This window comes from Bifidobacterium sp. ESL0690 (assembly GCF_029392315.1).
Lineage (GTDB): Bacteria > Actinomycetota > Actinomycetes > Actinomycetales > Bifidobacteriaceae > Bifidobacterium.
On sequence record NZ_CP113939.1, the window covers coordinates 68,791 to 87,940 of the forward strand.

At 54.2% G+C, this 19,150-nt stretch carries 14 protein-coding genes; 5 read left to right on the forward strand and 9 right to left on the reverse strand.

Translation table 11 applies throughout. The features are described 5' to 3' along the window. Together OZX62_RS00255 and OZX62_RS00260 are read left to right on the forward strand one after the other, a co-directional pair. Nucleotides 1–915, forward strand: coding sequence for a carbohydrate ABC transporter permease (locus tag OZX62_RS00255; protein WP_277176070.1), 915 nt, complete (start codon nt 1–3; stop codon nt 913–915). 138 nt (nt 916–1,053) lie between these two features. Next, nucleotides 1,054–3,216, forward strand: a complete 2,163-nt coding sequence (locus tag OZX62_RS00260) for an alpha-galactosidase (protein WP_277176071.1) — start codon at nt 1,054–1,056, stop codon at nt 3,214–3,216. A 162-nt stretch (nt 3,217–3,378) separates the two neighbouring features. On the opposite strand, the gene OZX62_RS00265 is transcribed toward OZX62_RS00260, so the two are convergent. From OZX62_RS00265 to OZX62_RS00295, 7 genes are all read right to left on the reverse strand, one after another. Beyond that, nucleotides 3,379–3,969, reverse strand: coding sequence for a hypothetical protein (locus tag OZX62_RS00265; protein ID WP_277176072.1), 591 nt, complete (start codon nt 3,967–3,969; stop codon nt 3,379–3,381). Between the two features lie 43 nt (nt 3,970–4,012). Further along, nucleotides 4,013–4,360, reverse strand: coding sequence for a hypothetical protein (locus OZX62_RS00270; RefSeq protein WP_277176073.1), 348 nt, complete (start codon nt 4,358–4,360; stop codon nt 4,013–4,015). 263 nt (nt 4,361–4,623) lie between these two features. After that, a complete protein-coding gene (locus tag OZX62_RS00275) occupies nt 4,624–5,790 on the reverse strand; it encodes a hypothetical protein (protein WP_277176074.1) in 1,167 nt (388 codons plus the stop codon). A gap of 49 nt (nt 5,791–5,839) precedes the next feature. Continuing rightward, complete coding sequence (locus OZX62_RS00280; protein WP_277176075.1) at nt 5,840–6,115, reverse strand: hypothetical protein; 276 nt, start codon at nt 6,113–6,115, stop codon at nt 5,840–5,842. Between the two features lie 24 nt (nt 6,116–6,139). Further along, nucleotides 6,140–6,454: a hypothetical protein gene (locus OZX62_RS00285; RefSeq protein ID WP_277176076.1), complete on the reverse strand. Its 315-nt coding sequence runs from the start codon at nt 6,452–6,454 to the stop codon at nt 6,140–6,142. Between the two features lie 51 nt (nt 6,455–6,505). Next, nucleotides 6,506–6,934: a hypothetical protein gene (locus OZX62_RS00290; RefSeq protein WP_277176077.1), complete on the reverse strand. Its 429-nt coding sequence runs from the start codon at nt 6,932–6,934 to the stop codon at nt 6,506–6,508. 352 nt (nt 6,935–7,286) lie between these two features. Further along, nucleotides 7,287–8,063: a carbonic anhydrase gene (locus OZX62_RS00295; RefSeq protein ID WP_277177100.1), complete on the reverse strand. Its 777-nt coding sequence runs from the start codon at nt 8,061–8,063 to the stop codon at nt 7,287–7,289. Between the two features lie 601 nt (nt 8,064–8,664). On the opposite strand from OZX62_RS00295, the gene OZX62_RS00300 reads away from it, so the two are divergent. Beyond that, complete coding sequence (locus OZX62_RS00300) at nt 8,665–9,228, forward strand: redoxin domain-containing protein (RefSeq protein ID WP_277145944.1); 564 nt, start codon at nt 8,665–8,667, stop codon at nt 9,226–9,228. Between the two features lie 38 nt (nt 9,229–9,266). After that, on the forward strand, nt 9,267–11,087 hold the full coding sequence (locus tag OZX62_RS00305) for an FAD-dependent oxidoreductase (protein ID WP_277176078.1): 1,821 nt from the start codon (nt 9,267–9,269) through the stop codon (nt 11,085–11,087). Between the two features lie 446 nt (nt 11,088–11,533). Here the strand turns inward: OZX62_RS00305 and OZX62_RS00310 are convergent, their stop codons facing one another. Next, entirely contained in the window at nt 11,534–14,395 is a 2,862-nt protein-coding gene (locus OZX62_RS00310) for a phosphoenolpyruvate carboxylase (protein ID WP_277176079.1), read from the reverse strand. A 1,078-nt stretch (nt 14,396–15,473) separates the two neighbouring features. Here OZX62_RS00310 and OZX62_RS00315 point away from each other — a divergent pair. Beyond that, nucleotides 15,474–17,363: a threonine/serine exporter family protein gene (locus tag OZX62_RS00315; protein ID WP_277177101.1), complete on the forward strand. Its 1,890-nt coding sequence runs from the start codon at nt 15,474–15,476 to the stop codon at nt 17,361–17,363. A 204-nt stretch (nt 17,364–17,567) separates the two neighbouring features. Here the strand turns inward: OZX62_RS00315 and OZX62_RS00320 are convergent, their stop codons facing one another. Next, nucleotides 17,568–19,016, reverse strand: a complete 1,449-nt coding sequence (locus OZX62_RS00320) for a hypothetical protein (RefSeq protein ID WP_277176080.1) — start codon at nt 19,014–19,016, stop codon at nt 17,568–17,570. Nucleotides 19,017–19,150 lie beyond the last annotated feature (134 nt).

A 19,150-nucleotide genomic window follows, 5' to 3' on the forward strand; every position in this document is an offset into this window, starting at 1 on the left:
ATGAGCGAGAAAACACAAGTGAAGGCAACGGCGAATGCGAAGGTTTCGCGCGCCCATGAAACGCGTGAGCAGCGTGAGCAACGCAAGGAACATAAGGAATACCAGCGCGGTCGTTGGGCGATTTACCTCTTCCTGGGCATCGTCATCATCTGCCAGCTGCTGCCGTTCTATCTGGCGATCACCACCTCTTTGAAACCTGCGGATGACATGACTTCCGCGCTTATTCCGCGTACTGCGGATTTGGCGTGGAGCAACTGGTCTGCGGCCATCACCGAAGGCGGCATCCTTAAATCGGTTGTCAACAGCATCATCGTCACCGTCTGCACCACGCTGCTGGTTTGCGTGCTTGGCGCGGCTGCTGCCTATCCTCTGGCGAGAAGGCAGACCCGGTTCAACGGTCTGGTATCGGCGTTCATCCTTTCGATGATGATGATTCCGCCGCTTTCCATTCTGGTGCCGCTCTATACCTTCCTGGTCAACATCAACGCCGCGAATACGTACTGGGGTATCATTCTGGTGCTTACCGCCACGAACCTGCCGCTTGCCGTATTCCTCTACACGGCGTTCATCAAGGCGATTCCGCCCGCCATCGACGAAGCGGGAACGATTGACGGCGCCAACAAGCTGCAGGTCTTCGGCAAGCTCATCCTCCCGATGCTGAAGCCGGTGACGGCCACCGTGGTCATCATGACCGGCTCGACGGTCTGGAACGACTACGCGCTTTCCAGCTACATCTTGACCGACCCGGCCAAGCAGACCATAGCCCCGCGTGTGGCGTCGTTCTTCTCGGCGAACACCAACAATCTCGGCATTGCCGCTGCGGCCGCGCTGATCGCTGCAGTGCCTATGGTTGTGGCTTACATGTTCCTGCAGAAATATTTCATTGCCGGTATGGTTGCGGGTTCGGTGAAATGACGGAAAACGAATGCAGGCCGCTGAAACTGATATATTACATTTCTGTGAATGAGGTTTCGGCGGCCTGTTCGTTTCGAATATCTATTGTCGATAATAATTAGTTGAAATTTGAATCAAAACGTTAGTAAAGGAAAAATTATGTTGTTCCCATCCGCCACTTCCGCACAGTGGCCCTTGACCCGCTTGGTCATGGCCGATAGCTCTGTCGGCGACGATTTGCCCGATGTCATCGCTGTTTTCGCGGGTCGTGATGCCGGTGCGTTTGGGCAGGCCGTTGACCAGGACCCGCGCCCGCGCACGTTGTTGGTTGAGCACGCATTGAATGTGTTCACCCGTCCGGGTTTGCGGGGGCAGCGAATGAGCGGCGGCATTTTAACGGATGGCGCGAATGGGAGTGACGATGCAGATGCCGGCGATAATCTGAAAGCCGGACGTGCCTGGTCGCCTCGATTCAAAATGACTAAGCCGGCGACAGTTTCCGATGATATGTTGCGCTATGAAGCGCGCGACGATGACGCAGGGCTTGTGCTCGCGACCGAAGTGGAAGCGCTGAAGGGCGGTTCGCTGCGGGTCCGGCATACGCTTATCAATGTTGCTTCCGGCTCTTATATGCTTGAAGGCCTTGATGTCCATGTTCCGCTTGGCGATGACATGACCGAGTTCCTCGATTTCTGCGGGCGGCATGAACGTGAGCGGCAGCCGCAACGACACCAAGTCGCCGACGGCATGTGGTTGCGCGAATTCCGCAAGGGCAAGCCCGGATACGCTGGTCCACTGATTGTGGCCGGTACGCAAGGGTTCGATTTCCGTCATGGGTCGGTCTTGATGGTGCAGGTCTCCTGGAGCGGCAATTCCGCCATCGCCGTTGACCGAGACGACGAACAGAGCGCTGGTATCAATGCCGGCGAACTGCTGCTTCCCGGTGAAATCGTGCTCGCGAAAGGTGAGAGCTATACGACGCCGTGGGTGATGGTGACGGCTTCGAACGAAGGCCTTGACGGTGCCGCGCAAAGCGTCCATGCTTGGGAACGTTCTCTGGCGACACATCCCAAGACCCAGCCCATGACCCTTAACGTCTGGGAAGCGGTCATGTTCCGCCATGATTTCTCCAAGCTTAAAAAGCTGGCCAAAATTGCCGCCGACGTCGGCGTCGAACGTTATGTGCTCGATGACGGTTGGTTCCATTTGCGTCGCGACGACCACGCCGGCCTCGGCGATTGGTGGGTCGATCCGGACACTTGGCCGAACGGGCTCAAACCGCTTTCCGATTATGTGCGCGGGCTCGGCATGCAATTCGGCCTGTGGATTGAGCTGGAGATGATCAACCCCGATTCCGACCTGTACCGCAAGCACCCGGATTGGATTATGCAGGCCAGCAGCCGCACACCGATTGAGCAGCGTCACCAGTTGGTGCTTGATTTGACGAATCCGGCCGCTTTTGATTACGTGTTCAGCTCGATTTCCAAGGTGCTTTCACAAACCGGTGTCGACTACATCAAGTGGGATCATAACCGTTTCCTGCTGGAAGCGGGCTCGAATCTACGCGGCGGTGCCCCGGCGGTGCATGCGCAGACGGAAGCCTTCTATCGCTTGCTCGACAAATTGCGTGCGGCATTCCCCGATATCGAATGGGAATCCTGCGCTTCCGGTGGCGGCCGCATCGATACAGGAATCGTCGAGAAAGTGTCGCGTTTCTGGTGCTCGGATATGACCGATGCCATGAGCCGACAGAAGATTCAGCGTTGGACCGCTCAGACCGTCGCGCCTGAATATATCGGGGCACACATCTCCCAACCGTGTTCCCAGCAGACCGAGCGCACGCTTAGCCTTGCTTTCCGTGCCGCCACGGCCGTGTTCTTCTCCTTCGGCATCGAATGGGATCTGACACAGGCGAATGAGGTCGATTTGAAGGAGCTTGCCACTTGGATCGCTTGGTATAAGGACAACCGCGATTTCCTGCATTCCGGCAAATTCGTGCGTCTGGATCTCGCCGATTCCGCGGTTCTTGGATATGGTGTGGTCGCTGACGACGGTTCGCGTGCCATTATCGAGCATGTGCAATATGACGAATCACGCTCGAACCGCGGCATTTATCTGCGTATTCCCGGGCTCGACGAGAGCGCGCAATATAAGGTTCGTTGGACAGCTCTTCCCCAGCTTTCGGCTCCGCTCGAGTCTTTCGATTCTTACGGGCCATTGGGCGATGTCGCGGTTTCGGGCAAATACCTGATGACGGTGGGTGTGCGCATTCCTCGTTGCCGTCCCGAGACCGAGCGCATCTTCGAAATCTTAAAGCAGTAATCGTTCGCACCGCGCTAGGGTTGCCGGTTTTTAAAAGTAACTAATGAATATTGCTACTGGTTACTTTTAAAAACCGGCAACCCTTATGTTGACAGTCCGAGTTCTGTTGATTTGTGGATGCTAAGGTGCTTTCGTTGCATCGCTATTTCGGCAAGCATAGAATCAGTGTGAATCGGCGAGCGGGAAATCAATAGATTCAGCGATGGACATGAATTCCTCAGCTTTTCCTGGCAGTGCTTCGGTGTTGCAGATCATGGTCAGCGTCGCTTCCTGATTTTTGGCGGGGAGGAGGACGGTGCAGGCGAACCAATCTTTTTGCGGCGTAGCGAAAGTGTAGCGAATCATGCCTATTGTAGGCTCGCCGCTTGTCTCGTCTTTCCCGTCTTCTCGATTGTCCTCTTTCTCATCTGAGGTGTTTTCTGATGTCTTTCGGGTAGCGATTTGTGTGTTGTCGACCAATGGTAAGCTGCGCGCTATGGTTCGATAGCATTCGTCGAGTCTTTTGTTGAGCAGATTTTGATCCCATTCTTGTTTGCTTATGACACCGATGATATGGGAACCGTTGCCTTCGAACATGGTATCGTTTGGGAAGTCGATGGTTTCGCAGAGCGATGCGGCTGCTGTCAGCAACGAAGATGCGGGATTCGGCTTCTCAGGGGTTGCGTTAGAAGGATTTCCGACTGGTCGCCAAGGACGGTAATCGTCGGGTAGCTCAATCGTTGCCGAATTGCCGAGAATATTCAGTTTCTGCATTGTTGTGTTCCTTGTTTGGTTTGCTTGTTGCCGGCGTATGGACTTATTCACCGAGCTCGTCCATGGACATTTGCCAGCCTTCTGAGACGTGGTATTGATGGATGAGTTGGTTGGTGTGGCAGTTGTATGCCGTAATAAGCATGTCCCATTTGCCGGTGTGGTGTTTCATGTAGTAGTTGTAGCCCGAGCACCGGGGCACTGCATACAGAAGGGAGGAACCGGCCACGGGGCTCAGACGTTTATCGGCCCAAAATGAAAGTTCGGTGCCTTCTTCGTTGAGGGTGTAGTGGTAGTACTTCGGGCTTTCCTGCACAAACTCATCAAGGTCCATGCGTTTGTCGTTGTACTTGATGTAGGCGAGTCTTTGTCGTTCGGTGACAACGACGACCACGCTTCCGTCGGGTTTGGCGTATGCGTCGGTAGCATACTTGCTACCCCCATTTTTGAAATCTTGGGCAACTTTTTTAGGAGTATCTATATTACCGTAGTATAAGAATTTTTTTACAAAGTCTGCGGGGTAGGTAATCTCCTCCGTTTCCGGTTTTGGCGGGTCATCCCTGCTGGGATTGCTGCAGGCGGGGAGCAGGAATACCATCAGCATGCATAAGATAATGGCAACGAATCGGGTGTACTGTGTTGTGGATATTTTCTTTTTCATGCCAAGCTCAGCAATCCTACGACGATTAAAAGGATGCCACCGATTATTACTAGCGTCTCGGCACCTTTAACCAACGGACTCGTTTCTGGCACAGTCCCTATATTCCAATCAGGGTTTAGATCTGGTACGTAGACTTGGACTTTAACCGGTTCAGGTGTGCGGAAATCTCGCCAATGGGAGTTTGTACTGGCCTTCAATCCAAGGTCCGATGAGATGGAGGCGTCGCCGTAATTTTGTGAAATACCAACGGAAACGGAAGTTGATTGGCCGCTAATACCTAAGGTATATGTCTGCCCTTTGTCCCCATGTGTGCGGCTCCAAGAATACTTTGCTTCGCCGTCCTTTCCGATGCCGCAATTACTGTTGTTGGACCAAGTAGTGCAGTCTTTGTCGTTCGGGTCATTGACAGGATTGCCGTTGGCGTCTAACTGCAATGATCCTCCGCCTAGATTAAAGGAAAGCATGTCCTGCAGTTCTTGACGTTGTGCTTTCGCGACAGAGCCGGGGACATTGAGAGCGATTCCTACGCCATCCTTATTTTTCGCTCCTATTGAAAAAGTAAGTTCCAGTCCTGGGCCTATCGGGAGACTCCAATCATGATCGAGTTCTAGGCTGGGGTCGAATTGCAATACTTTGGCGCCAAGGGATTTCAAGAGCACTGTCAGCGTCTGCCTATCGCCTGTGTCTGGAGTCAAACCTTTGTCTTCAATTTGGGCGTAGAGCTTGCTGAGTTTGTCATAAAAAGTTATTTGATTTTTTAGGGTGCCATTGATATAGGTGAGATCAAGTCGGCCTGTTTGAGAACCGCCATTCATGGTAGCCGTCAACGCGTCTAGCTGCTGCCGGAATCCTTCCAAATCGTTGTCCGCAGCAGTAAAACTAGCTAAAGCCGTGCTTGCGTCGGCGTTGACGTTCGACCAGATTTGCCGGATTTGCTGTTGTGACATATTGTTCATATCTATGATGTCGCGCTCATAGCTTTTAGGGGCCTCTGTGCCGTTCTGGATGGCCTCGGTTTCTTCTCGGTTTAGTTCCGTTAAGGAATAACCATCACTGAAGGTATCTGTGAACGCTCCCCACCAATTTTTAGGTGCGACTTCATCGGCTATTCGTAACAGTCTTTCCTTCGTATCCCCCGTGAAATCTCTGCGTGCTGATGTCATGGGATACCTTCTTTCGTTTAAGGATAGATGATTGAATTTCGTCTAAGCGTTACTTGAATTGATGGCTCATTGCATCATCGGTTGATGTCATCGATTCTCGTGCTTTTTTAAGAAATTCTGCGGTGTTATTGAACAAATTTTTCATCGAGGAAGCCAGTTGGTTGTATTGATTGTCAATATCAGCTAATGCGGTCATAGACGCGCCGGCACTTCCACATGTATCCGGCTTTTTACTCCCGGTATTGCATGCACCTATGTCAATATTCTCTATTTCGGTAATGAGTTCAAGCAGTTGGTCTGGTTTGAAGTCTATTGTTGCATCCATTGATGTGCTCCTTTGTCGACAAGCTCAATACAAGAAGCTGTCGTCTTGATCGACTTGTGAGATGAAATTTTTGCATTTGCTGTTCAAATTGTCGGAAATTGTTTTTAGTCGTGCAGACTTACCGCCATATAATGTCTCTGCCGTGCTTGCAAATGCTACGAGAGCATCATGTTGGGCTCCCGAAGGAATTGCCTCTGAACTAATTTTATCGAGTATTGACAGGTATTGCTTCATGGCTTTGTCGAGTGCGTCTCCGCGTTCTCCATAGTCTTTAGCTGCCCTTTCAACAAAATCATCTACGATGATTAGTTTCGGATCTTCACCAGCTGCTGCGGCCATTACTGCTCCCGTCGTTTTATTTGCGTACGAATATTCCTGTTTCTTTTTTCTTTATTCCCTGTCCGATGCTCGACTGAGCCGATACCGACAGTCTGCCTGTTTCTCTTCTATGTTGTTCAGTGATGACCCGAGGTCTGCCATTCTTTCTTCCTCGGCTCTTATGTGATTTTTGAACAGTGCGATAGATTGCGAAAGAGCGTCTGCGACATTTGAGTTTTTCCCGCCGTTGACCATGTTTTCCATCATGTCCGCATAACGCTCGGCACTATGGTTTTCTAAGTAAGCCCATCGTAGGTTCTGTAAAGTGTTTCGGCGGTTGCTTTGTCTGGTCTCGAAATCGTTTTGTTGCTTGATGAGGCGTGAAAGTTGTTCATTTAGTTGAGCAAGTCTTTTCTTCAGTTGAGATTGCTCAGCTTCGAGATCAGATTTTCTGCGGTCTAACCGTGCTATTTCGGCACGAAGGTCATCTGAATAGGACATATGATACTCATTAAATATAATTGATTTATATTACTTTTGGATAATCAGTATACCTTTTATTGGCCCTTAATAGAAATTAAAAACCTTATTAATTGTGGATGTTTAGAAGAGGGGAGCCTTGTGCCTTTTGACAGTGTGACGAACGAATGGATGCGAATGCGTGCCTTGAGAAAAATAGGGGAAAGAAGTCTTTAAACGAAATTTCGATATTATATTTTATGAAAACATTTGTATAGAAATTAAAAATGGGTTATCGGCGAACTAAATGTTTTCACCCCTGGTTGTGGAGTTGACAGCTTCAGCATTTTTATGGAGATTTGTGCGTTGCTCTGCTTGCGATTCGGCGTTTACTTCAGAACGAAAGTACCTCGACCTTACCTGTGGTCAGCTGGTAGCGGGCGCCGACGATGGAGAGGCGTTGTGCGGCCAGTGCTTCTTGGATGATGGTCGAGCGGTCGACCAACGCTTCGATGGTGCGGGCGATGTGGACGCGCTCGAAATCGTTGGTGTCGCTTAACGCGGCTTCCTGCGCTGCCAAAACGGAAGCGCCGACCGAGCGTACGAGCACGGATTCCGAAGCTGCGACCAGTTCCTCCATCTTGTCGAAGACGTCATCGGCATCCATGCCGGTGCGCGCAGCTAAAGCTGTGTCGTCGAGTCCGGGTTCGTCGAGATTGGCGGAACTTGAACCAGAACCGGTGTCGGTATCGCTGCCATCGTTGGTATCGGCCGCAGGGTCAATCATTTCGGAATCGGTGACTTCTGCGGCGAAGGCTGCGCCCAAATCGATGCCTGCGCCGGAGGCGATGGCGTCAAGTTCCGCGACGGCGCTCGCGACGGCCCCGCAATGCTCGTGCCCGAGCACCACCAAAACGCTGATGCCCAAGTGCGTCACGGCATATTCCAGCGACGCAACGACCGCATCGTCGAGCGTCTGCCCGGCCGTGCGCACGGTGAACATATCGCCCAACCCCTGATCGAAAATGATTTCCGGCGGAACCCGCGAATCCGAACACGAAAGCACTGCCGCATCTGGCTGCTGCCCGTCGATGAGCGATTCCCTTGTTTCCTTGTCCTGCCAAGGATGTTCGGCCTGCCCGGAAGCGAAGCGCGCGTTGCCCTGCAGCATGCGGCTCCAGGTTGCGTTGGCCGTGGATTCGGCGAAATTCGGATCGCTCTCTTGTGGTTTCGCGTTGGCTGCAGATTCTTTGGAGTTCGAATTATCTGTCATTTGAGATTCCTTCCAAGCGAAAGTGTCTGACAAGCAAAAGTCGTTGCGTCCAACATTACCCTCCTGCCGCGTCACTTTGACGATATTCGGAATTATCGGAAATATATGGAAACGAATATGTTCAATGTTGTCAAAAATGGATAGAGTGATATATAAAATAATTAAAGTGCACAAAATAAATGTTAATAATTCGGACCTGTATTATTGCAATACATATAAAATCGTCTAATTATTCAATATTTATAGTGATAACTCGTCTGTATAAAACGGCTCTTATTGCGGCTGACGAAAAGAAGTGCCTTCAGACGCATAGCAACTGTCGATAATGCGGTTTCCGGCGTTACCATGATGTGGTCACGGCGATAAACGGTTCCACAGGCGCTTGCAAGGTGCTGGGTTATGGTTACGAACGTTCACAAAGGGCGTCAAGCGGAACGCATAAAGGCCAGAGTCGCGCGGACGTATAGCATTTGGTTTTCGAGGTAAAGGGGTACACACTATGACCATGCTTCAGCACGAATTGACCGACTTCACGGCCAACATCTATCAGGACAACAAGTTCAGCAAGCTCACCAAGGCGGACGTGCTCGGCCACTGGTCCCTGATTTTCTTCTATCCCAACGATTTCAGCTTCGTCTGCCCCACCGAGCTCGAGGATCTCGCCGATCACTACGACGAGTTCAAGAAGGCCGGCTGCGAGATCTACGGCGTCTCGCACGACACCGAGTTCGTCCACAAGGCTTGGCACGAGGCCAACGACAAGATCGCGAAGATTCAGTTCCCGATGGTCGCCGACCCCACCAACACGCTTTCCCGCGACCTCGACAGCTATGACGAGGTCAACGGCCAGGCCGAGCGCGGCGATTTCATCCTGAGCCCCGAAGGCAAGGTCGTTGCCTACGAGGTCATTTCCTCCAACGTCGGCCGTAACGCGGAAGAGATTCTGCGCCGCGTCGAGGCCTCGCAGTTCGTATACGAGCACGGCGACCAGGTCTGCCCTGCGAAGTGGGAGCCGGGTGACGAAACCATCGCCCCGAGCCTCGACCTCGTCGGCCAGCTCTGATTTCCGTCTGTGCGAGTTGAACCGTACTAAAGGAAGCTATGAAGCAACAAGACGATTTGTATGACGTTGTAGTGATCGGCGGAGGTCCTGCGGGGCTTACCGCTGGTCTCTATCTGGCGCGGGCTCGATATCGTGTGCTTATCCTCGAAAAGGAAGAGTACGGCGGGCAGATCACCATCACCAACGAGGTGGTCAATTATCCCGGCATCGCCAGAATCGACGGACGCACGTTGACCGAAACCATGCGTCAGCAGGCCGAGGATTTCGGAGCCGAGTTCATGGCGGCTGACGCCACCGGGATTGACGTTCACGGCGATATCAAGACCGTGCATACCAACCGCGGCGACCTCAAAACCTTCGGTATTTTGGTGGCTACGGGCGCGAACCCGCGCAAAATCGGCTTCCAAGGCGAGGCCGAATACGCCGGTCGTGGCATCTCCTACTGCGCGACCTGCGACGGCGAATTCTTCAACGGCATGGAGGTCGTCGTCGTTGGCGGTGGCTTCTCCGCGGCTGAGGAATCCGTGTTCCTCACCAAATACGCCAGCAAGGTCACGATTCTGGTGCGTGGCAGCGATTTCACCTGCGACGCGTCCGTTTCCAACGAGGCTAAGAACGACCCCAATATCGAGATCCATTACAACACCGAGATGAAGTCGGTTTCGGCCGGCGAAGGCGGCTTGGTAAGCGCCGTGTTCCACAACCGTAAAACCGGTGAAGATACGGAGTGGAAGCCGAGCAAGGGCAAGAATTTCGGCGTTTTTGTCTTCGCGGGCTATGTGCCGCAGACTGACATTCTGAAGGGCGTCATTGATCTTGACGACCACGGATACGTCATCACGCACGATTATCTCGAGACTTCCGCAGCCGGGGTGTACGCCGCCGGTGACCTGCGCGAGAAGAATTTGCGCCAGGTGGTCACCGCCGTTTCCGACGGTGCCGTCGCGGGCGTGGAACTTGAGCGTTACGCCAAGGATTTGAGTGAGAAGACCGGCTTGGTGCCGCCTCGCCCGACCAGTTCGAACTACGAGAAGCGTGAGGCCGAGCAAGCCAAGAAAGCCGCCAATTCAGGCACTTCCCCAGCTCCTGCTGCCGCGTCTGATGTTGCCGGTGCTGCCGGCGGCCAGGCCTCCGGCCCTGTCAAGACTTCCGGATTCTTCGACGACGCCATTCGCAAGCAGCTCGATGTGGTCTTCGGCCGCATGAGCCAGCCGCTGGTGCTTGAGCTTTCGCTCGACAAGACCAAGCTTTCGCAGGAGCTCAAGGGCTTCATTGACGAGCTGGTTGGATTGAGTGATGGCAAACTTTCCGCCGTTGTTGTTCCCGAACCCAGTGAGGGCGAGGAAGACGCGGAAGGCCGTGCCAAGTTCGACGTCAAGGCAGTGATGCCGATGGCTCGTCCTTGCGTGCGTCTGTGCAAGGTGGGCGAAGATGGCAAGCCACAGCCTACCGGACTTGCGTTCCACGGTGTGCCGAGCGGCCACGAGTTCAATTCGTTTGTGTTGGGTCTTTACAACGCGGCTGGTCCCGGCCAGTCCGTCGACAACGACACCCAGCAGCGCATCGAAAAGCTCGACGCGGACGGCGGCACCACCGATGTGATGGTGCTCGTCTCGCTGACCTGCACGATGTGCCCGACCACGGTGCTCTCTTCGCAGCGCATCGCTGCCGATAACCCGAACGTAAAGGCTGAGGCGTACGATATCTCGCACTTCCCCGAGCTGCAAAGCCAGTACGGCGCGATGAGCGTCCCCTGCATCGTCGTCAACAAAACCGATGCTTCGGGCAAGACTACGCAAAAGATCGAGTTCGGCAAGAAGACAGTCCCGCAAATGCTGGATCTCATCGACGAAGCATAGGGCCTAAACTACCATTCTCAAGACCTCCCCGGCTGATTCCGGCGGAGGTCTTTTGTTAAACATCTTTTTCTGCAGAAATCATCATTTAGTTCATGCAGGAGTTAGCCCTAAATGTTGATTTTGCCGGTTTTCGTTATTTAGGTCGCGGATTTTAGCGTGCTAAACATCGATTTTGGCTATTTTCGCACTTTAGAGTGTCAATTCTGATGTGCTAAGCATCGATTTTGACTGATTTCGTACTTTAGCAGATGAAATCTGGGGTGCTAAAGAATGATTTTGGTGCTTTCCGCACTTTAAGATGGTCGAATTAGCTTTTTATCTGTCGATTTTGCATGGAATCGACAGATAGTTAAAAATAGGGCATAAGAAAACGCCGCAGGCGAATACGAAATCGATAACGATTCGTAAACGTCTGCGGCGCTTTCCTAACTAAGTCAGCTACAAACTCAGCCGGTGTTCTGCAGGCCGGCGGCTACGCCGGAGACCGTGCAGAGGATGAGGTAGGTGAAGCCGCCGCGCTGTTGGTCGCGGGCCAGCTCCTCGTTGTCCGTCTTCTTCGCAGCAACGGCACCTGTGGCAGGCGCCTCGCCGTTGGCCTTCGCCTTGGCGGCCTCGGCGTCCTGCTTCTTCTGCAGTTCGCGCTGGCTGCGCAGGGCAAGCACCTGAATGACGGAGAGGATGTCGACGTACGGCGAACGCACGCGGACAGCCTGGCCGAGCACGTGACGGTGCTGCAGCGGCCACTGGTCGCCGACGATGGCGAGCACCCACTTGCGGGTGAGCTCCATCTCGTTCAACACCTTGTCGCGCAGGTCGTCGCGGTCGCCCAGTGCCAAGTACATCTTGGCGATGCGCTCGTCGGTCTTGGCCAACGACATCTCGATGTTGTCGATGAACGTGGAGAATACCGGCCATTCCTTGTAGGCGCTGCGCAGCGTCTTGAGATCGCCGAAATCTTCGCAGGCTGTGCCCAAGCCGTACCAGGCGGCGAGGTTGATACGCGCCTGAGCCCAGGAGAACACCCACGGAATCGTACGCAGGTCGGCAAGCGACTTGGCGCCAAGGCCACGCTTGGCCGGACGCGAACCGATTGGCAGCAGGCCGATTTCGGTCAGCGGGGTCACCGTGGAGAACCACGGGGTGAAGTCTGGCGTATTGAGCAGGTCGAGGAAGCGGTTGTGCGCCGAATCGTCGAGCTTTTCGGCCATGCCCCAATACTTCTTGGTCATCTCGGTGTTCGTCTTCTCCATGCTCGGGGCCGACTGCAGCAAGATTGCCGCGGCGACGGACTCGACGTGGCGGATGGCCAGCACCTGGTTGCCGTAGCGGGCGAAAATGCTCTCGCCCTGTTCGGTGAGCTTGAAGCGGCAGTTGACGGAACCCTTCGGCTGCGAAAGCACCGCGCGGTTCGCGGGGCCGCCGCCACGGCCGACGGCGCCGCCACGTCCATGGAAGAGCGTCAGGTCGATATTGTTCTTCTCGGCCCATTCCGCGATGCGTCCCTGCGCCGAATGTAGCGCGAGCGTTGCGGTGGTCGGACCGGCGTCCTTGGAGGAATCGGAGTAGCCGAGCATGACCTCGAGCTTGCCGCCGGTCGCCTTCAAGCGGGCCTGAACTTCAGGAATCTTGATCATTTCATCAAGCACATCGACGCAGTTCTGCAGATCCTGCAGCTGCTCGAAGAGCGGAATGACGTCGATGGTCGGCACATCCTCGGGGTTCGAGAACGCCATACGGTTGAGCTCGTAGACGTCGCGGATGTTCTGCGCGGACTTAGTGAACGAGATGATGTAGCGGCGGGCGGCCTTCTGGCCGTTGCGCTTCTGGATGGCGCCGAGTGCGCGGAAGGTGTCGAGCACCTCATGCGTCATCGGCTGCAGTTCGCCGCGTTCGCCGTGCAGTCCGTGCTCGCGGATGTCCTCCAGAGCGCGGGAATGGACGAGCGAATGCTGGCGGAATTCCGTCTCGACGAGGTGGAATCCGAAGGTCTGCGCCTTCCAGATGACATCTTGTAGCGGGCCGTAAGCCGCGCGCTTGTCGCCCGCGGCGGCCAGCGAACGCTGCACGATCTTGAGGTCGGCGATGAAGTCGTCGCAGCTCTTATACATGAGGTCGGCGTCGCGCACCACAGTGTAATGCAAGCGATCGGCCATGACCAGCATGACCGCGCGGTGGAGCTCGTGCGAGGAAGTGGCGGCGGCCTTGTCAGTCAGGCGCTCGCTCATTTCCTTCTGGTGGCTCCAGAGGTTGACGAGTTCATCGCTCGGCGGTGTGGTGACGGCTTCCATGGTGAGGTTCGTGCCGGCGGCGCGGGTCGCCTTTTCAAGCGCTTCGATGGCATGGTCGCTGAACTTGCGGGCCACGGCGCGGCTGACCTTGGCGGTGACGTTCGGGTTGCCGTCGCGGTCGGTGCCGATCCAAGAACCGGGATGGAAGAATGCTGGGCACTGCGGCTCCGAGATTCCGGCCTGGTCGCCCAGAATCCAATCGTCGAAGCGGCGATAGACCTGCGGGATGGTGTCGAACAACGTGTTGTCGAAAATGTCGATGATGGTATCGGCTTCCTCAACCGGTGTAGGCTTCTTGGCGCCGATCGGCGAAGTGCGGAAAAGCGCGTCGATTTCGTTGTACAGACGACGGTAGTTTTCCTTCTTGTCGGACCCGCCCATAAACTTGCCGGCGCTTAAAAGCGTTGCGATGCGGCGAATCTTGCCCTCGACGGCCTTACGGCGGGCCTCGGTGGGGTGTGCGGTGAAGACGGGGTGGAACTCGAGCTTGTTCAAAAGCTTCTTGGCCTTGGCCGGTCCCATTTCGTTGATGAGCTGGTGGTAGGCGCCGGTCAGTTCGTTGACCGGATCGGTGGCAGCGTCCTCGCCCACGTTCGCTTCGCGCTTGTGCAGCACGGAAACGCGGTAGTTCTCCTCGCAGAGGTTCGCCAGATGGAAGTACGTGGTGAGCGCGCGCGCAAGCAGTTGCGCTTGGTGGACGTTCAAGGCATCGATGACCTTCTCGGCCTTCTCGAGGTTGTCTTCCTTGGGCTGTTCCTTGCCGATGGTCTCCGCGTAATGTTCGGCGCTCGCTTTGACGGCATAGTCGCGGACCGTATCGAACGTGGAGAGCAGATCCTTGTCGTATTCCCCGAGCACAGTGCGCAGAATCTCGAGGCACAGTGCAAGATCGTCATTGAGCGATTGGGGAAGATCACGTTCCTCGGGGCCCTTGGTCCCTACTCCGGAAGTGAAAAGCGCGGCATCGGGCTGCGTGATCGGTTGATTGTTGGCTGGCTGTTTTTTAGTTTTTTTAGCCATTCAGACCTCCTTCAAACCAAGCTTCCGGTTGTTCGATCTGTTGGCATTCCGCGGCTCCTCCGCGGTTGTGGTGCCATCTGTTGCGAACCCAAAGCCATTGCTTGGTGAGTCCGGTTCGATTGTAGAGTGACCTAATCGACATTTAAGTAACGAAATTCAACAATGGCCATATTCCGGACGGATTGCTTGCGCTTTTGGGGCGAGGCCGAGTTTTGGCGATTCTACGACGCAATAGCGAGTCTTGGTTATTTTCGTTGTTATATCAAAGTTTTCGGTATCGTGCTTCTGGAATAAGACCGTTTTCGTTTACTGAGTTGGCCTGATTTCACTTCCGGAGTCGGCATTTTAAAATTGATGCGATTTCATAATGTCTTATCAAACGTTGTGCAAAATGTAAGATTCAAACGGTGTAAAATGCTCAATGAAACTGGTGTAAAATGTATAGTGGTAATACAAGATGTGATTTACCGTTAAATTAAAGATGTTAGGCCAGTCTGAGAAAATCATAGATTGTTGCTATGGAATAAGACTCAATCGATTTAGATTACAGCTGATGTGCATTGATGGCGTGAATAATTTAGGGCGAGCGTGCTAAAAATGGGATATCGGGATATGTCAAAATTTATGCGATTTATCGATATCTGTTACATTCCAAGGAAGCTTGAGTGCAGAGAACTCGGCTTATTGGGCATGAGAGACGCTCGAGGAATGGCGAGAAGACATCGGAAGATGATGGGGGAAGTCGATTATGGCGATGAATGACGCGGGCTCGATTGACGACGGCGGTGTGGAAAAGCACAACGAATCCGACGAAGATGAGAACGAGGAAATCAGCAGGGACGCGGTGGCTGAGGACATCGAAAAGACGGTGAACAGCGGCGGCGACGAGGATGAAGACGAGGGCGATTCCGGGCTTGAGGATATTTTTGGGAGTTTGGATGAATCCGATTCCGAAGAATACCGGCGGGTGGCCGAAGCGGTGGCTTCGATTGACGATGTGGACGACAGGGGTGATGGTGACGATTCCAGCGCTCGCGGCGATCATCGGGCCAAGGTGCACGACCGACTGACGCATTATATGCCGTTGGATACTGCTGACATCGAGCGCGATTGGGATACGCCGGTGGTCGACGCCGGCATCGCGGCGAAGGCCAGTATTATCGCGCGGGTCGGGCTGCTGGATTTGCGTGCGGGAACGGGAAGTTTCCGTATCCACGAGCTGATGCATCGAATCGGCTACCCACTTGGCGTCCACGTTCGCGCGAACATCAACCTCACGGATATGGATGTGTCGTGCAGCGACGGCGTCAGCAGAATCACGCAGGTTGTCGATTTGCCGACAACTGGAGTCAATACGGAGCGTATTTGGCTTCTTGAGCATTTCGCAGACTGGTTCAGCGTCAATATCGGCGAGCCGGGGACGACCTATCATGCGCAGACCTCGGTTTCGACCGCAATGGTTCAGCAGCTTGACAACCCGGAGGCCCAGCGTTCCGTACTGTCGGCCACGCAGAAGGCCCATCGCGAGCTTGAAAAGCGCAAACGTGTGCACGAAAAAGCCGTCAAGCGCGTCAAAAAGCGTGGCTTCCGTCCGCCGAAAGGCCAGTACGCCAAGCATTTCGAGCATATCGGCAAGACGCGCGAGGATGTCGTCGCCGAGCAGGCCGCAGCGGCTGAAGCACAGGCTAAAACCGAGGCTGCCTCGGCACAAAGCCAGGCTGGCAATCGGCCGCGAGTGGATGCGGCAATTTCAAATTCAGCCGTTCGCGCTGAAAACGTTGCGGTGAATGCCAATCGAGAGAACGGTTCTAGCCGGATTAGCGATAGCTCTGTGAGAATCGATGGCAGCAATGTCAATAATGCTGTAAATGAGAACGCCGGCAATGCCAGCGCTGCTAGCACCTCTGCCGCAATGAAATCAGCGAGTTCTAAATCCCAAGCCGAGCCCAAAGCCACCACCATGGTGGCGAAAGCCAACCGCGGTATCACCGTGCGGCAAGCACACGAAAGATTGAGCCTCATCCAACATCGCAAGCCGCTATACGCACCTTGGTTCTCTGGCCTTGCGTCAGCAGTGGCGTGTGCATGCTTCGTGTTCCTGCTCGGCGGCGGACCGTTCGACATGATCGGCGCGTTCGTGGGCGCAGGCATCGGTCATTGGGTTCGTCGTCGGCTGTTCATCTACCATTTGAACCAATTCTTCGTCACTTTCGTCGCCGTTGCCGTGGCCGCGTTCGCCTGCATCGGCACGTTACGTTTGATTGGGTTCTTCGACCCGGTTGCGCTTCGGCATGACACCGCTTACATCGGCGCGATGCTCTTCGTCATCCCTGGTTTCCCCCTGATTACCGGCGGTCTTGATATCGCGAAAATGGATCTGCCCAGCGGCATTCAGCGCTTGGTCTACACGATGGCGCTTATTCTCATGGCCACGCTCGCCGGCTGGATGGTGGCGACCATCGTCCACCTCAATCCGCAGGGCTTCGAACCGCTCGGCCTCAACCCGTGGGTCAATACCGCTTTGCGCGCGCTCACCGCATTCGGCGGGGTCTGGGGCTTCTCGGTGCTCTTCAATTCGCCCCAGCGCATGTGCTTCACCGCCGCTTTCATCGGCGCGATCACCGACACGTTGCGTCTGACGGTGGTCGATATGGGTATGCCGCCTGAAGCCGCCGCGTTCCTTGGCGCAATGCTCGCGGGCCTGCTCGCCTCGGCTTGGCGCTCGTCGGTGCGTCACGGTTTCCTGCCGCCATACCTCGGCTACCCGCGCATCTGCCTGACCGTCCCGGCCATCGTCATCATGGTGCCCGGCCTCTATATGTACCGCGCGATGTTCTACCTCGGTCAGTTCGACACCCTGAACGCGCTGGACTGGGCCTTCAAGGCCTTCATGGTTATTCTCTGCCTGCCCATCGGCCTTGCGATGGCCCGCGTCATCACCGACAAGTCTTGGCGCTACGACGTGTGATGGCTTTGCCAGAAAACACAAGTCGGCAGATAGGTTTTTGAGAACGGCCATTTTCTGCCATTCCTGATTTTCTATCTACCGACTTGTGTTCTGGCGTTCTGACAAACTTGTCGGTAAGCTGGCCGCTACGAATTCGGGAATGGCTAATTTCCGCTATTCGGGATTTTAAGTCGACCGACCTTTTGCGAATAATACGTATTACACCTACGCTTTCGCGATGAGGATGGTGAAGCCTTGATCGCCGTCGATTTCCTTGAGTCCCGCGAAAGTGATCTTGCATCTCAGCGATTTCGAAGTTTTTGTCTCCCCGAGTTTTAGAAACATCTTGTCATCATTGTCTATATCTGGGCTTTGGTCGTTGCCGTAAGCGTTAATGTAAATTCCGTATTCGGCGTCGATGTTCCTGAATGCCTCTGGCATGTGGATTGTTATGTTTTCGCCAAAGCGGCCGTCGGTTCCGTCGTCGAATGACTGACTTATGGTTTTGCCGTTAAGTCGTTGCCATAATGGGATTTTGGCGGTTTTATTGATTATCGGATGGTGGCTATCGGGAATCGCTAAAATGGTTGCTGCCTGCTGGCCATCAAGATCGGTAAGCGCGACAAGTGTCACCGAGTAATGCATCTCGCGCAGATATTGCGTTTCGCCGACGAATAACGGCATGAAAGTGATTTCGCCTGCATCGTCGTCATTGGGTATCTTGGCATCGAAGTCGATGCCGCTCCACTTGCCCTCCCCGCTGGCCACGTAGGGTAGATCGATTTCCATATCCCCGAAACGCATTGCTTCACCAAGAGGCCCGGTCTGCACGGTTCCCCTTTGCAGCTGTTCTTTGACGATTGTTGCGGATTCATGGATGATTGGTCCGTGTTTTGGCGGTGTCAGCATCACGGTAATGCCTTGCTTGTCTCCGATATCCGTCAGACCTACGAATGTCAGCGTATATTCCTGGTCTTTTTCTTGATTTCCGCCAAGTTTCAGCGGCTCTCTGTCATCAAAGTTGTTATCAAAGTCGTCGAGGAAGATGGAGGGCGCGCCGTCGATTTCCCCGATGTTGTACGGAGCGTCGAGTTTGCGACTGCCGAAGTCGAGGGTTCCGCCCAGAGGTGCGGTTCGGACACGGCTTTCGCTCGTCTGTATGGCCTGTATCGTTGAAGCATCGGCGTTCTGATGGATGATCGGCCGGCCGTCGTCGTAAGGGGTGATGAGCAGGGTGAGCCCTTGCGCTTCGGTATATTTCGAGTATCTATCAGGTGTGTGTTTCATTTTGATCAGCGCAACCAACGTTATCGAGCAGCGCAGTGGCTTTGAGGTTTTCGTCTTTCCGAGTGCTATATCTAATGTATCGTCGGGCGTTTCATAGCCGCTGTTTTTGTGGGGTCGGTAGAGGCTCGCCATCTTCAGGGTGGCGGAATAGGTTCTGTTGGTTTTGTGGACATTCGTGACCCAGAATTTCAGATCTCCGTTCGACGGGCAGTCGAACATACAGGAGGTGTCGATCGTGACGACTTTGCCGGTCTTGAGTTTTTCCTTCGGAATCTTGGCAGACCGCTCGACGATACCCGGCTCCGGGCGGTCAGGCGAATAATAAGAGTAGACAATCACGGCAGAGACGATTGTCGCGATGGTAACGAGAGCCGCCACAACAACCATGATGATTCTGTTTCTGCGCCGGTGCTGACTTCTTTGCCTCATGGAAACTAAGTATATCTTATGATAATGTCTATCAGGAAAGGTTTTTGTGCTGATTGCCAAACCAAAATTATTGTCATTTTGAAAGTTGCAAA